We start from the raw sequence: 15,163 nt of genomic DNA, 5'->3' as shown, positions 1-15,163 counted from the left end.
AAAATTAGTTGTTACTTGTCTATCTTGTTCGCTTAAACTAGCCTTGGCGCTAATTTAGCCTTTTATTAATGAATTTTGATTATCGTCGCATTGTTTTCATAACGTTACTTTAATATATTTATGCTTAAAAAGTGAATTGATATTCATCATAAATACTTTTATATTGTTATGCAATTAAATTGAATACTTATTTTGGATTTTTTTATGCCTTTGCCATCGTTTATTTCTATGTATCAACAATTGATTGCAGCTCCGTCTATCAGTGCAATTGAAGATAGTCAGTGTATGAGTAATAAAAGCGTAATTGAACTACTTGCGAGGTGGTGCGAAACACTTGGCTTTACATGTGAAATCATTGAATTAGAAGGAGGTAAAGGTCGCTATAATTTATTAGCTAAACGTGGCAAAGGAGATGGTGGATTAATGCTCGCGGGCCACACCGATACAGTCCCGTTTGATGATAGTCGCTGGAATCATAATCCGTTTAAGCTTACCGAACTCGACAATAAATTATATGGGCTCGGTAGCATTGATATGAAAGGTTTTTTTGCGTTTGTATTACAAGCAATTAGTGAACTTGATGAAAAGCAGCAAACCCAGCCTATCTTAATACTCGCCACTGCCGACGAAGAAACCACAATGGCAGGTGCACAGCAAATATGTAAGCACCCAAATTTAAAACCTGCGCGATGTATAATTGGTGAACCTACTGATATGACACCGGTATTTACACATAAAGGACATATGAGTACAGCGATTAGAGTAATTGGACGCTCAGGTCATAGCTCTGATCCCGAACGTGGTCTCAACGCCATAGAAATCATGCATAAAGTAACTTCAAAATTATTGTTCTTAAAAGAACAGTTAAAGCATAAGTATTCATTAAGCCACTTTGAAATACCTTACCCAACATTAAATTTTGGTAATATTCATGGCGGCGACAACGCTAACCGAATTTGTGCTTGCTGCGAAATGCATATAGATATGCGCCCATTACCAGGTTTGAGTGTAAAAGAGTTACAAGCATTAATACTTGATGCAACGAAAGAGATAAATCAACAATACCCCAATGCGGTCAGCGTAATTGATTTACACGAGCCAATACCAGCCTTTACTGGCAACACCGACAGTGCTTTAGTGATATTAGCTGAAAAAATAGCAGGGCAAAAAGCAATAGCTGTTAATTACTGTACTGAAGCACCTTTTATTCAGCAATTAGGGTGTGAAACAATCGTTATGGGGCCGGGCTCAATAAATCAAGCCCATCAGCCTGATGAGTTTTTAGCAATGGAAAAAATAAAACCGTCACAAAAAATTATCAGTAACATTATTAAAGCCAGCTGTTTTAATATCAATTAACTTAATTAAGTGCCCTATTTTGAGATAAAAAAATCTTATCGATGACAACAGAAAATAATTATTTAGAGCAACTAGATACAAAATTTTTTGCCTAGTTCTAGCGTAATTTCCTTAACGTTAAATAGACCCTATATTTAAGCAGATTGGTATTACTCCTGTGTTCATACAGTTGTAAATAAGAAATTAGCGTTAGGTTTAATCCCTCAAGTTTATTAAGTAACCAAGTAAAAAAAAAGACGCAATTAAGCGTCTTCTTGTTTTAAATTACACCCTATTAGCTACATATACTTACTGAGGTACTTTTTAAATACAGGATCTGTTTTAGCTAGTTCTTTTTGCTCGGCTAAAATATCTTTTAAAATAGCGCCTGATGTAAGTGGGTTTGCAAGGACCACTCTAAATACAACAGTAGGTTGATTATCGTATTTAGATGGCGTTAGGCGTGTACGTGATACAAACGAGCGACCAGACTCCCGCTGACGCTTTTGCATACTCGCAGTAAAACGATTAAGTGATGCAAAAATGTCTAAACGTGTTGTTGCATCAGCATCTTTTATTGCCTGCTTAATCTGTTTAGGTACATAACGATACGTTAGTAAACACAGCTCAGGCTCTGAAATAAGTTCGAAATCTTCATCTGCTTTAATTAAACCAGCAAAATAATGTGCTTTTTTTATACTGCGGTCGATTAACATCTCGTAGCCTTTACGACCAATAACACGTAAGCAAGCATGTACTAACATCGCCATACCTGGGCGACTACCTTCAAGCGTGTGGCTACCTAAGTCTTTTGAACCTTTACGTAATATATACTCAGCATGGTGCTCTATTGCATCAGTTGCAGCAGGATCTTTAAATAAAACTAAACCAGCGCCCATGGGTACATACATTTGTTTGTGTGCATCAATGGTAATTGAATCTGCTCGCTCAATTCCTTTTAATAAAGGACGATGCGTGTTTGATAAAAGCGTCGCTCCTCCCCATGCAGCATCTACATGAAAATGGCAGTTAATATCTTGTGCCAAATCGGCCATTTCGTCCAGTGGGTCAATATTACCGGTTTCAGTTGTACCCGCCACCCCAATAATGGCCATTACTTTAATGCCTTGCGCTTCAAGCTCACGTGCTTTTTCGCGCATCGCTATTACATCGACTTTATTATTTTCGCAGGTTTTAATACCAATTAAGTTATCGCGACCAATGCCGAGTAAATCAACCGATTTACCTAATGAATAATGTCCACGTTCTGATATTAATACCGCTAAACCTTTATAGCCATAATGCAGCATACCGGCAATTAAGCCTTGTGCGCCTATACCTCTAAAATCGCCATCCGGTTTTAATAAACGGTTTCGCGCAATCCAAAGCGCAGTAATATTAGCAACCGTACCACCAGAGCAAAATGCACCTAATGAGGTTTTAGCACTGTGCATCCATTTAGAATAAAATGAATCTTCTTGCCCATAAGCTAGATGATGCATCATCCCAAGTACTTGACGTTCAAGAGGCGTAAACGCTTTAGATGTTTCTATTTTTACTAGATTTTGATTTAGCCCTACCATCAGTTTTGACAGCGGTAATAAAAAATGCGGCAAAGCAGAGGTCATGTGACCAATAAAGCTAGGCGCAGCTGTATGCACAGAATGCGCAACAAGTTGCTCCATAATGTCTTGGGCATAAGCAGATACAAACGTTGGATCTTCTGGGATCACTGCCGATTGAAAGTCTTTTTCTATTTCATGTAATGGTTTTTCAATTGCCGCAATATTTTCGTTTAAGAAACCTGCTAAATTACTCGAAATTTCAAGCTCGATTTTGCTTAAAGTTGAGTCTGGCGCTTCAGGTACAGTAAATATACGCTTAAGGCTTTCTTTAGAGGCGACGGCACAACGCTTTTGATCCATCTCAATACCTAGTGTGTGTAGCTAAAACACGTGTTTGTCTATGAAACACGCCAAACTAAGGCGTTATTTTAAGTAACAGTGTTTTTAATTAATTGCGCTAACTTTACTGCAATATAACTAAAATGTCTCGCTTAAAGCCATAAAAGCAGACAAAGACATGACAAAAAAGTGATAATTTAATTAATATTTAAGCCTTGCCAATAAATAAGAATTAATTATTGGGCATTTATATATTTTGCGTATAATAAAAAAACAACAAAAAAGGGACGCACATGCTAAAAGGAAAAGTAAGGGTAAGTTGGTTAATGGCGGGTTTTAGCCTATTTTTAATCAGTTTACTTACCTACGTTTATTATACTTACCAAACAACACGCGCAGATATAATGCATTCTGTTGATACGCGCTTACTTAACGCAGCCACCAGTGTTAAGCATATACTCGGCGATACGTACCTAAATAAAGTTAATCAGGGAAAAACGATTAGTTTTTCTGATTATCAAAAAAAGAGTAAGCAACTTTCTGACTTTGCCCAAGCACTCAACATTGCTTATGTATACGCGATGGTACTTCAAAATAACAAAGTCTACTTTAGTGCATCGAGTTATACAAAAGAAGACCAAAGCAATGGCAAAGTAACCCAGTTTTTAGATCTTTACCCTGAAGCTACTAAGGCGAACATTAGTGCTTTTTATTCGACAGAGCCTGTATTTGAAATATCAGCAGATCAATGGGGACATTTTAAAACTATTTTTATCCCTTATGTTGATAGCACTAATGGTAAAACCTACATAACAGGTGCTGATATCACCATTTATGATTTAAACCAAAAACTTAAAGAAAGTGTATCAAAAGCGGCCGCTATGGCGAGCTTCTTTTTCTTCATCGCAATACTTGTTGCAACTATTTATATTTACTTACTCAAACGATCTTTAGCAACAGATTCCAGTACGGGCTTTGCAAATCATATAGCGCTTGAATACTTCCTAAAGCAAAGTAATGCGCACCATATGCAATTAGCTGTTATTTGGATTAACGAAATTGAAGACATAAATAGCTTTTATGGCACTGAGGTGGGCGATAAAGTAATGAAGAACTTGCTCATGCATTTTAAAAGTCGCTGCTCTGCTCGTTGTCATATTTATCGCTTAGCGACCAATAAACTGGTATTACTTGCACCAAAAGAAATTCCGTACGATGAGTTTAACGACTTAATCGAAACCTACAACTTTAATACCCCACTATTAACCGACCCGTTTATTTATATTACGTTGTGTGCCGGTATAGCCAGCGGTAACAAATCTTTGTTATTAGAAAATGCCCATATTGCGGCACTGCAAGCCAAACAAGGTCGTCATACCGTTGTTAATTACTCAAAAGCACTTCACGATGTAAAAGTGCAATATCAATACAATGTAGAAATGGCTAAAGAGGTTCGTGAAGCATTTGATAACAATCGTATTGTCCCTTACTTTCAACCTATTATTGATATAAACACTAAACGCGTAGTCCAGTATGAATGTTTAGCGCGCATGGTTACAGCAAGTGGTGAAATACTCAAGCCAGAGGCTTTTTTAAATGTAGTTACCCGTTCAAGAATGGATGGCTTGTTGACCCGTACTATATTCTCACAATGTATTAGCCGCTTTAGAAAAACAGATATTTGCTGGAGCTTAAATATAACCGCGCAAGATATGCTTGATCCTAGTTTGAGCGAATTTATAGCCGACGAATTAAAACGTTATCCACACCCGAGTAACATCACCTTAGAATTATTAGAAACACAAGCTATAGCTAATTTTTCAGAGGTAAAAGCATTCATAGGAATGGTTAAAACAAAGGGTGTAAAAGTAATCATTGATGATTTTGGCAGCGGTTATTCAAATATTTCTAACGTACTAAAACTTGAAGTCGATGGTATTAAGTTAGATGGGGCCTTAATAAAACAAATTGTTAACGATAAAGATATCTATTTGTTTATTGAGCACATAGCAAGCTTTGCAAACCAACTTGGCTTACAACTCGCAGCCGGTTCAGTAGAAAATGCAACCATAGTGACCGCACTTAAAAAAGCGAATGTGACGCTGATGCAAGGTATTTATTTTGCTCCCCCAGCGCCACATGTTAATTCTCAAAGTGATGAAGAATTAATGAGCTAAATTGGTCATCATATTAGGTTAAATTAATAATGAGTCGGTAGCTTTGCTGGCCACTGGCCCAATATTTACGCTCAAAAGGCGTAATTGCATCGTCTGACTCATAAAGCGTTACATCGCAAGGGTTGCCTGTTAATTCAAGTGCCCTAGCAAACTCCTTAACGTAAATATCCCAATTGCTGCGCACTTCTAATTGACCACCTAACTTAACAATAAATGGAAAAATAGCCGCGCCATGCCAGCGTCTACGAATATGCTTAGACTTAGGCCATGGATTTGGATACAACAAGTAATGGTGCGTAGGTTGCCAATTAGCAGCAACCGCTAAACGCCAAAAATCATTTAAATCAGCTTGAACTAAAATATATTGCCCGCTGTCGGTTTGCTTGTACTCAACATCGTGCTTATCTAATCGGTGTGATGACTTATCAATACCAATGACAAGTGCATCAGGATGGCGCTTAGCTAAGTTAGCTGAGCTTTCACCCACGCCACAGCACGAATCTAAAATAAGCGGGCCATTAAAGGCCTGTACTTTAGCATTAACCTCGTCAAATGCAGTTTGTGTATGCGCTGCAATCGGTTTTTTAAACTCAGCATCTAAATGCTTATTTACTATTTCATCAAGCTTTTCGTGAATACCCGCTTGATTAGATACAATACTACGTGAATTTGCATCACTCATTAGTGTCTTAGCCCCACACCTTTTTTAATTAATGTAAGCGCTAATGTAAATAACGCTGTTATAAATACTAAAATAACCCCAAGCGCCACGCTTAAATCGACATCCGACACGCCTAAAAAGCCATAACGAAATGCGTTAACCATGTAAATTATAGGATTGATTTGTGATACATTTTGCCAAAATTCAGGCAATAACGATATAGAATAAAACACCCCTCCTAAGTAGGTTAATGGCGTTAGTATGAAGGTGGGGATAATGCTTATATCGTCAAAGCTATTTGCATAAATTGCATTAATTAAACCACCTAAAGCAAATACAGCCGAGGTTAAAATAACGGTCGCCATAATTACAAAAATATTATGAATTTGAATATCAACAAATAACAACGACACACAGGTAACTATAAAGCCCACCATAATACCGCGCGTCATACCACCGCCCATATAACCAAGCACAATAATGTAGTTAGGCACAGGTGCAACTAAAAGCTCTTCAATGCTTTTTTGAAACTTTGTTGAATAAAAACTAGAGGCTACATTGGAATAGGAATTAGTAATAACCGACATCATTATAAGACCAGGTACAATAAACTCCATGTAGCTAAAGCCACCCATATCGCCAATCCGTGAACCAATCAAGTTACCAAAAATAACAAAATATAAGCTCATCGTAATTGCCGGTGGCACTAAGGTTTGCACCCAAATACGTAAAAAACGAATGCACTCTTTAATCCATAAACTCTTTAAGGCTACGCCATATTTAAACATTTATTCGCCCCGCCCTTGCTCTAATAATCCTACAAATAACTCTTCTAGTCTGTTTGCTTTATTTCGCATACTCAAAACAGTATTACCTTGGGTCGTTAATGCACTAAATACCGCATTTAACCCCTGAGATTTAGCGACTTCAACTTCAACAGTGTGATCGTCCGTCATGGTAAATTTATAGCCTTCAAGCGTGACAGGGTTTGCAGGCATTTTTAAATCTAAAATAAAGGTTTCTTTATCAAGCTTTGCAAGCAACGCTTTAATTGTGGTGTTTTCGACAATTCGGCCATTATCGATTATGGCGATGTTTTTACACAGTAACTCAGCTTCTTCAAGGTAATGTGTGGTTAAAATAATCGTTACGCCTTGCTCATTTATTTGGCGTAAAAAATCCCACATTGAACGGCGAAGTTCTATGTCTACACCTGCTGTTGGTTCATCAAGTATAAGCAGTTTTGGCTCGTGCATAAGTGCGCGGGCAATCATTAAACGGCGTTTCATACCGCCTGAAAGCGTACGCGCTTGTTTGTCTTTTTTCTCAAGTAAGCCAAGCTGCGCTAGGTATTTATCGGCGCGCTTGTGGGCTTCGCCGCGTGGCACACCATAATAACCGGCTTGGTTAACCAGTATTTGGCTAAGCGTTTCAAACTGGCTAAAATTAAACTCTTGCGGCACGAGTCCTAAATGCGCTTTTGCAGCTTCTAAATCAGTATCAATATCACAACCGAATACCTCTACTTTGCCTTTTGTTTTATTAACAAGTGACGAAATAACACCAATAGTAGTTGATTTACCTGCTCCGTTTGGACCAAGTAAAGCGAAAAAATCGCCCTCTTCAACTTGTAAATCAACGCCCTTTACAGCTTCGACACCATTTTTATAAACCTTGGTTAGGCCTTCAATATTTAAAGCAATATTTTGCTTATTCATTATTTACCCTCACCATAACCCCAACGTTTTGTTAGGTTATGTTCAATGTTTAAATGATCTAAAATTCTCGCCACCATAAAATCAACTAAGTCTTCAATACTTTGTGGTTTATGATAAAAACCAGGCGCTGCTGGCATAATTGTCACCCCTAAACGAGATAACTTAAGCATGTTTTCTAAATGAATTTCGTTGAATGGTGTTTCGCGAGGCACTAAAATGAGCTGTCCGCGTTCTTTAATTACCACATCAGCGGCGCGTTCTAATAAATTATCTGACGCCCCCACTGCAATTGCAGAAACCGATCCGGCACTACACGGACATACCACCATTTTTTTAGGTGCAGCAGAGCCTGAAGCGACAGGGCTAAACCAGTTATCTTTACCGTATACTTTTAGCTGCTCAGGTTTGGCATTAAACAGCGTACTTAACTGCTCAGTGGCTTTATCTTCATTACCAGAGAGCTTAATATTTGATTCTGTATCAAGCACCACTCGCGCAGCACTTGAGATAAGTACGTAAACTTGAAATTGCTGCTCAAGCAATACTTCAAGTAACCTAAGCCCATAAGGCGCACCCGATGCACCACTAAAAGCGAGCGTAATTTTATCTTTAAATTGCACGTTATTCTCCGCTGTATTTAGCAGCTAAACCATTAACAAGATGTTGATGAAGGCCATTAAAACCGCCATTGCTCATAATTAAAATGTGTTGATTAGGCTCAATATTTTCAAGCACTGTATCAATAATTGTTTGTGTACTGTTAAAGCACTGCATACCCGCTTGATCTGCTTGTTCTTTTAGCGACCAATTTAGATTCTCTGGATCAAAAAGTAGCACGTCGTCAGCATCACGCAGTGAATCTAATAATGTATGTTGGTGTACGCCCATTTTCATGGTGTTTGAGCGCGGCTCTAAAATAGCGATAATTTTTTCATCGCCTACTTTTGCGCGCAAGCCCGCAAGCGTTGTTTTAATTGCCGTTGGGTGATGCGCAAAGTCGTCATACACTTTAATATTATTTATATCAGCCTTAAGCTCCATACGCCTTTTAGGGCTAATAAATTCTCCTAACGCATCAATACTATGATCAATGGCTATACCCACATGGCGCGCAGCAGCTATAGCCATTATCGCATTTTTAACATTATGCTCGCCTATTGCTTGCCAGCGAACAACTCCCTGCTTTTCGCCATTAAGTAATACATTAAACTCACTACCATCGGCTTTTATTAGCTCATAATTCCAATCAACACCGAGCGTTTCGCTTTCGCTCCAAAGCCCTTGTGCTATTACGTCATTAAGCGCTACGTCTTGCTTTGGCCAAATTACCTTGCCGCTTTGGGGTAATGTACGCATTAAGTGATGAAATTGTTTTTTTATTGCGTTTAAATCTTCAAAAATATCAGCATGATCAAATTCAAGGTTATTTAAAATAAGCGTACGTGGGAGGTAATGTACAAACTTACTGCGCTTATCAAAAAAAGCAGTGTCGTATTCATCGGCTTCAATAACAAAAAATGGCGTTTCGCCCACTTTCGCTGATATACCAAAGTTTTGTACTATGCCGCCAATTAAAAAACCAGGCTTTAAGCCAGCGTATTCTAATACCCATGCCAACATACTCGCTGTGGTTGTTTTTCCATGGGTCCCTGCTACAGCAAGCACCCATGAGTTTTGCAATAAATTATGTTTAAGCCATTCAGGACCTGAAGTATAAGGCAGACCTTTATCAAGGACATATTCAACACACGGGTTACCACGGCTCATTGCATTACCAATAACCACCATATCAGGTTTTGGCTCTAATTGAGATACATCGTAGCCTTGGGTTAATTCAATACCAATATCTTCAAGTTGCGTACTCATTGGCGGGTAAACGTTTTGATCAGAGCCGGTTACTTTATGACCCAACGATTTAGCTATGGCTGCAATACCACCCATAAACGTGCCACAAATGCCCAAAATATGTATATGCATATACTTTCCTTAAATCGTGTGACCACTTTACAGTAATGAAAAGTTTAATGGCGCTATAATGCCAAAATTAGTGCTGAGTTACCATTGCGAGTAAGCATTTCACTCATGCCAAAAAACAACACTTTAATAACAAAAAAGCCTTCTTAAGTTAGAAGGCTTTTTGTTCGTCGGTGGTTAACTACATTGTCAAAAATACAATCAAGCCAACACCTAGTAATAAGCGGTATATTACAAATGGCAGCATACCCATTCGCTCTATCACTTTCAAAAACATAAATATACATGCATAAGCTGATAGGAACGATAACCCCACACCTAGTAATAACGTGTTCCAATCTACAACATGATCGCCTAGCGCAAGCTCTACTGTGTAATATAGCCCCATCATAGAAATAATAGGAATTGCCAGTAAAAACGAAAAACGCGCTGCGCTTTGCTTATTCATTCCAAGCATTAAACCAGCAGTCATGGTAATACCTGAGCGAGAAGTTCCCGGGATCATTGCAACAGCTTGTGCAAAACCGATGAAAAGCGCTGTTTTCCAATTAAGTTGGTAAATAGTTTTAATTTGCTTACCTTTTGCATCGGCGTACCAAAGGAGTAAACCAAATACAATGGTCGTTGTGGCAATAACCCATGCACTGCGTAAATACAATTCAACTAAGTCTTTTAGCAGTAAGCCTAAAATAGCCGCTGGAACAGTGCCTAAAATAATCCACCAGCCTAACTTACTATCATCTGTAGTACCTTGTGCGCCAAATGATTTAAACCACCCAGTAAGTATATCGGCCACCTCTTTACGAAAATAAATAACGACCGCAATTAAAGTCCCAACGTGAACAGCGACATCAAATGCAAGCCCCTGATCTTCCCAGCCTAAAACTTGCGATGGTAGAATTAAATGCGCTGAACTCGATATAGGTAGAAACTCAGTAAACCCCTGAATGAGGGCTAAAATAATTATTTCAATAATACTCATGGGTTAGAAAACTCCACCTTCCATAATTTTTGTTGAGGGTTATTATACGCACTCCATAACTGGGCAATTGTTTGTTTAGCTACAGGGTGATAAAAATCAGGAGCAACCTCGCTCAGAGGCTGTAATACAAATGCATTTTTAGTTATTTCGTCACGGGGCAGTTGTGCAGGGCTTTGGCAAATTACATCGTCGTAAAACAGTAAATCTAAATCCAGTGTCCGAGGGCTAAATTTTTTGTCGCTGGCAGTACGGCCATTATCACGTTCTATTTGCTTTAATAGAGCGCATACATCAGCCAATGCCATATTTGTTGTCGCTGCAACCACTGAGTTATAAAAATTATTACCAGCAAACCCCACCGCTTCACTCTCAAAAACAGACGAGTGAATAATTTTTTTAAAGTGGCTCTCAAGTGCGATTAATGCAGATTGCATGTAATGTACTTTATTTATATTTGACCCAAGGCTGATATAAATCTGCGCCATTTAGTTACTTACCTTAGCGCGTGTAATTTCAACACCTACAGTTTGCGCTTGCGCCACTGCTGCGGGTTTACTTACTTTAATTGTTACTTGTGGAGTATTAAATTCAGTCAAAATAATTTGCGCTAATTGTTCTACTAATGTTTCGAGTAATTCAACTGGTTTAGCAGTGCAGTGCTCAATAACTCGCTCACTTACTTTTGAGTAATCAAGTGCTAAATTAATATCGTCATTCGCAGCTGCGGGTTTAATATCACTCAGCATTTCAATATCAAAATAAAGGCTCTGTTTACTTTCTTTTTCAAAGTCGTACACTCCAATAATAGTGTCAACGTGCAATTGAGATATAAATACCTTGTCCATTGATACTCCAAATAACCAAAACGACTGAACTTGTTATATAAAGCATCAAAAAAATTAATGCTGTATATGCTTTAATCAGTGTTTAAATATGTAAAAAATCCTTCTACAATAGCAAAATAGCTAGGTTAGCTAGTAATGAAAGAAGCATAATAATTTTTACGATAAATTTTGCCGCCAATAATAGCCCAAAAGCAATACCAATTGCATTAAATGTGGTTGGTATAACAATAAAAAAGTAAGGAAGCGTGTGTTAGCCATTTTGATATTTGTTTTAGCTTATTTACTCGGGTCAATTTCATCGGCCATATTGGTGTCACGACTATTCTCCCTTCCAGATCCTCGAAGCCATGGTTCTAACAACCCTGGCGCAACTAATGTTTATAGATTGGGAGGTGCATTACCTGCTTGCTTAGTGTTAATTTTTGATATTTTAAAAGGAACGATTCCGGTCTGGGGCGCTTATTTTTTAAAGTTTGAGCCATTTGAGTTAGGTTTGATTGCAGTTGCTGCGTGTTTAGGACATATGTATCCACTGTTTTTTAGTTTCAGAGGCGGTAAAGCAGTCGCTACAGCATTTGGGTCATTGTTACCTATTGGTTTATCGCTGGCGGGTTTACTTATTTTTACGTGGTTAGTTATTATTGCAGTTACACGTTATTCATCACTTGCAGCATTGGTTACGGTCTCTTTAGCACCTTTGTATACTTGGCTAATAAAACCACTTTATACGTTACCAGTCGCTTTTATTACGATCTTAATTATTTTTCGTCATCGCACTAATATTATTAGATTATTTAGTGGCGATGAACCAAAAGTGGGCACTAAAAAAGCACCCACAGATGAAAATAAAAACATTTAATATATCGAGTATCAAATAGCTTCCAAACTATCTATTGGCCAACGCGGTTTTGTTTTCATATCAAGCGTGGCAAATTGCCCTGCTTTTAAACGCTGCATACCTGCATAAGCAATCATTGCTCCATTGTCGGTACAAAACTCAGTGCGAGGATAAAAAACCTCGCCTTTCATGCCCTTCATAACGCGCTCAAGCTGTAAACGAAGCTGTGTATTTGCACTTACTCCGCCTGCAATGACTAAACGTTTAATACCGGTTTGTTTAAGTGCTCGCTTACATTTAATAACAAGCGTATCAATAACTGCAGTTTGAAATGCATGCGCTATATCGGCTTTAGTTTGTTCGTCATCATCATTTTCACGAATAGTGATTGATGCAGCTGTTTTTAAACCACTAAAACTAAAATCAAGGCCTGGCTTATCGGTCATCGGACGAGGAAATACAAAGCGTTTAGCAACACCTTGTTCAGCCATTTTAGCTAAGCGCGGACCACCGGGGTAATCAAGACCAAGCAACTTAGCCGTTTTATCAAAAGCCTCACCTGCAGCATCATCAACCGACTCACCTAGTACTTCGTATTGTCCAATACCTGCTACTTTAACCATCATGGTATGACCGCCAGATACTAATAAAGCAATAAACGGAAACTCAGGGATATTTTCCTCAAGCATAGGGGCAAGTAAATGCCCTTCCATGTGATGAACCGCTACCGCAGGAATATCCCACCCGTATGCTAGAGAGCGGCCAATGGAGGTACCTACAAGTAGTGCGCCAACCAAGCCAGGTCCTGCAGTATAAGCAATACCATCTAAATCTTCAGGGCCACAACCAGCTTGCGCAAAAGCAGCATCTATAAGCGGTAGCGTTTTACGAACATGATCGCGTGATGCAAGCTCCGGCACTACACCGCCATAATCAGCGTGTACTTTTACTTGGCTATATAATTGATGAGCTAACAAGCCTTTTTCATCATCGTATATTGCTATACCCGTTTCATCACACGACGATTCAATGCCTAAAATTCGCACAGTATTTCTCCAGCCTTTTTAAATTATTACTAAACTATTTTTATAACGAAAGACCAATATTTGTTTGGCCATCTTCAAGGGCAAACTTTTTAAGTGCCTTTACGCTATCGGAGGTAATACGCCCCATATTCTCTACAAAATCAATTAGCTCACCCAATACTTCAATCTCGTATTGCATTAATGGATGCTCTCTAACGGCGGTATTATCTGCGATTTCACCTTCAACTGTCATTTGGTATTCAATAAAACGCGCAACGGTCGCTTGCGATATTTTACTTACACTAATGAACTCTTGCTCGTCTTGCGCCATTAAACCGTGCATTAAGCTAAGTAACGACGTTGCTGCATCAATAGCTGGATACGTACCAAACATATCAAAATCAGCAAGTTCAGGAACATTTGGCTCTATTTTTTCAACTTGTTTCTCGAGATCTATTTTACTTTTAGGTAGTAATATTTTTTCCCAACAAACATTAAGCGAATTTCGTAATAATGTTTCGTCACCAAACCCTGTTGCTTCGCTAAATAAACCGTAATTTGGCAGCATTCGCTCAATTAAAGCACTCGCTAAAACGGCTTTTTGTAAATAGTTTAGCTCTCTAATACGCTGAAAATTATTTGCTTTAGTCATTCTTTAATGTCTCACATGACCAACAAAAATCAAATGTTGATCCATTATGCTCATTACAGTTAGGGCATACCCAATCTGGAGCGGATTGTTTTACTTGTTGATAGTTTACCAATATTTGTCGCGCATGGCGCTCTTTTATCGCATAAACCTGCACGCTAACTTGGGTTTGATCAAATGGGATTTCTCCCATTGCGCCTTGCAACATCTCTCCTTTAATTTGGCATTCAATACCACTTGTTTGTATTAAACCTTTAAGAATATTAGCTTCAAGGGTATTTTCGGCTTTATAAATTGTTACCCATTGAAAAGAGCCTACTGTTTCGTTTGTATTATTAGTATTTTGCAATTTCCACCTCGTTTATTTTATGTATACAATATCTTGCGTTACGCTGTACAAATTAAAGCTAGTAATACCACTTAAGGATACATTATGACACTCACTACTCCAGGTTTACTTTTTCCTGCAATATCATTGTTATTACTTGCCTACACAAACCGATTTTTAGTATTAGCACAATTAATTCGGGAACTAAATGCACGAGAAGGAGAGTCAATTCGTCCCGTTGTCGTCGCGCAAATAACAAACTTGAGAAAGCGTATTAAGCTAATTAGAACTATGCAAGTATATGGTGTGGCATCATTTTTATTATGCACTTTATCCATGTTTGCACTATTTATTGAATTTAATACAGCGGGCATTATTTTATTTGGTGTTAGCTTAACTTGCTTAAGTTTATCGTTATTAACCTCTTTATTTGAAATCCACATATCATGTGATGCTATTGAAATAGAACTCCAAAGCATAGAAAACAAACCATTAAGCAACCGTGTTAATCGTAACTTTGTTAAATAAAAAGCTGATATGTGTCAATGTTCATGCAACTATTCATAAATTGTGCTTAATCAATACCCTATTATGTGGCATACTTTTTTCTTAATTTAGAATGTTCGTCTTTACTAAAATATATAAAAAATTGATTACAAAGCCTTTTTTATGATTTACTTATCCCTAAAAAGGATACTAGGTAAGTAATAAATCATGAGTTTTA

Annotated in this window: 16 protein-coding genes; 4 read left to right on the top strand and 12 right to left on the bottom strand. The window is 38.1% G+C overall.

Annotation, left to right across the window (positions count from 1 at the left end; all coding sequences use genetic code 11):
* Positions 1 to 204: 204 nt before the first annotated feature.
* Positions 205 to 1,359: an acetylornithine deacetylase gene (gene argE, locus AC0VZ4_RS04070; protein ID WP_096792597.1), complete on the top strand. Its 1,155-nt coding sequence runs from the start codon at positions 205 to 207 to the stop codon at positions 1,357 to 1,359.
* A gap of 278 nt (positions 1,360 to 1,637) precedes the next feature.
* On the opposite strand, the gene panP is transcribed toward argE, so the two are convergent.
* Positions 1,638 to 3,263, bottom strand: coding sequence for a pyridoxal-dependent aspartate 1-decarboxylase PanP (panP, locus tag AC0VZ4_RS04065; protein ID WP_007377849.1), 1,626 nt, complete (start codon positions 3,261 to 3,263; stop codon positions 1,638 to 1,640).
* A gap of 272 nt (positions 3,264 to 3,535) precedes the next feature.
* On the opposite strand from panP, the gene AC0VZ4_RS04060 reads away from it, so the two are divergent.
* Positions 3,536 to 5,419: a bifunctional diguanylate cyclase/phosphodiesterase gene (locus AC0VZ4_RS04060; protein ID WP_475440975.1), complete on the top strand. Its 1,884-nt coding sequence runs from the start codon at positions 3,536 to 3,538 to the stop codon at positions 5,417 to 5,419.
* Positions 5,420 to 5,432: 13 nt separating this feature from the next.
* Here the strand turns inward: AC0VZ4_RS04060 and trmB are convergent, their stop codons facing one another.
* From trmB to folB, 8 genes are all read right to left on the bottom strand, one after another.
* Complete coding sequence (trmB, locus tag AC0VZ4_RS04055) at positions 5,433 to 6,101, bottom strand: tRNA (guanine(46)-N(7))-methyltransferase TrmB (protein WP_475440974.1); 669 nt, start codon at positions 6,099 to 6,101, stop codon at positions 5,433 to 5,435.
* Positions 6,101 to 6,868 (bottom strand): ABC transporter permease, encoded by a 768-nt coding sequence (locus AC0VZ4_RS04050; protein WP_007377852.1) that lies wholly within the window; start codon positions 6,866 to 6,868, stop codon positions 6,101 to 6,103. The genes trmB and AC0VZ4_RS04050 overlap by 1 nt, the downstream gene beginning before the upstream one ends.
* On the bottom strand, positions 6,869 to 7,798 hold the full coding sequence (locus AC0VZ4_RS04045) for an ABC transporter ATP-binding protein (RefSeq protein ID WP_149613446.1): 930 nt from the start codon (positions 7,796 to 7,798) through the stop codon (positions 6,869 to 6,871).
* On the bottom strand, positions 7,798 to 8,418 hold the full coding sequence (locus AC0VZ4_RS04040) for a flavin prenyltransferase UbiX (protein WP_033030926.1): 621 nt from the start codon (positions 8,416 to 8,418) through the stop codon (positions 7,798 to 7,800). The genes AC0VZ4_RS04045 and AC0VZ4_RS04040 overlap by 1 nt, the downstream gene beginning before the upstream one ends.
* A gap of 1 nt (position 8,419) precedes the next feature.
* On the bottom strand, positions 8,420 to 9,775 hold the full coding sequence (mpl, locus tag AC0VZ4_RS04035; RefSeq protein WP_475440973.1) for a UDP-N-acetylmuramate:L-alanyl-gamma-D-glutamyl-meso-diaminopimelate ligase: 1,356 nt from the start codon (positions 9,773 to 9,775) through the stop codon (positions 8,420 to 8,422).
* Between the two features lie 178 nt (positions 9,776 to 9,953).
* Positions 9,954 to 10,754, bottom strand: coding sequence for an undecaprenyl-diphosphate phosphatase (locus AC0VZ4_RS04030; protein ID WP_475440972.1), 801 nt, complete (start codon positions 10,752 to 10,754; stop codon positions 9,954 to 9,956).
* Positions 10,751 to 11,239, bottom strand: coding sequence for a 2-amino-4-hydroxy-6-hydroxymethyldihydropteridine diphosphokinase (gene folK, locus AC0VZ4_RS04025; protein WP_033030922.1), 489 nt, complete (start codon positions 11,237 to 11,239; stop codon positions 10,751 to 10,753). The genes AC0VZ4_RS04030 and folK overlap by 4 nt, the downstream gene beginning before the upstream one ends.
* Complete coding sequence (gene folB, locus AC0VZ4_RS04020; protein ID WP_033030921.1) at positions 11,240 to 11,599, bottom strand: dihydroneopterin aldolase; 360 nt, start codon at positions 11,597 to 11,599, stop codon at positions 11,240 to 11,242.
* Positions 11,600 to 11,846: 247 nt separating this feature from the next.
* Here folB and plsY point away from each other — a divergent pair, with 247 nt between their 5' ends.
* Positions 11,847 to 12,458: a glycerol-3-phosphate 1-O-acyltransferase PlsY gene (plsY, locus tag AC0VZ4_RS04015; protein ID WP_033030919.1), complete on the top strand. Its 612-nt coding sequence runs from the start codon at positions 11,847 to 11,849 to the stop codon at positions 12,456 to 12,458.
* 11 nt (positions 12,459 to 12,469) lie between these two features.
* Here the strand turns inward: plsY and tsaD are convergent, their stop codons facing one another.
* The 3 genes from tsaD to AC0VZ4_RS04000 are packed head-to-tail and all read right to left on the bottom strand — an operon-like array spanning position 12,470 to position 14,460.
* Positions 12,470 to 13,483 carry a tRNA (adenosine(37)-N6)-threonylcarbamoyltransferase complex transferase subunit TsaD gene (gene tsaD, locus AC0VZ4_RS04010; RefSeq protein WP_007377860.1) on the bottom strand — a complete coding sequence of 338 codons (1,014 nt, stop codon included), beginning with the start codon at positions 13,481 to 13,483 and terminating at the stop codon, positions 12,470 to 12,472.
* A 40-nt stretch (positions 13,484 to 13,523) separates the two neighbouring features.
* Positions 13,524 to 14,114, bottom strand: a complete 591-nt coding sequence (locus AC0VZ4_RS04005) for a YjaG family protein (RefSeq protein ID WP_008134889.1) — start codon at positions 14,112 to 14,114, stop codon at positions 13,524 to 13,526.
* Positions 14,107 to 14,460: a putative signal transducing protein gene (locus AC0VZ4_RS04000; RefSeq protein ID WP_033030914.1), complete on the bottom strand. Its 354-nt coding sequence runs from the start codon at positions 14,458 to 14,460 to the stop codon at positions 14,107 to 14,109. Before AC0VZ4_RS04000 ends, AC0VZ4_RS04005 begins: the two co-directional genes overlap by 8 nt.
* 84 nt (positions 14,461 to 14,544) lie before the next feature.
* Here AC0VZ4_RS04000 and AC0VZ4_RS03995 point away from each other — a divergent pair, with 84 nt between their 5' ends.
* Positions 14,545 to 14,967, top strand: coding sequence for a DUF2721 domain-containing protein (locus tag AC0VZ4_RS03995; protein WP_007377863.1), 423 nt, complete (start codon positions 14,545 to 14,547; stop codon positions 14,965 to 14,967).
* Positions 14,968 to 15,163 lie beyond the last annotated feature (196 nt).

This window comes from Pseudoalteromonas sp. QJM3NY_22, from assembly GCF_056173065.1.
Note: the sequence above shows the minus strand (reverse complement) of the source record. Positions and strands in the feature narration are given on the sequence as shown.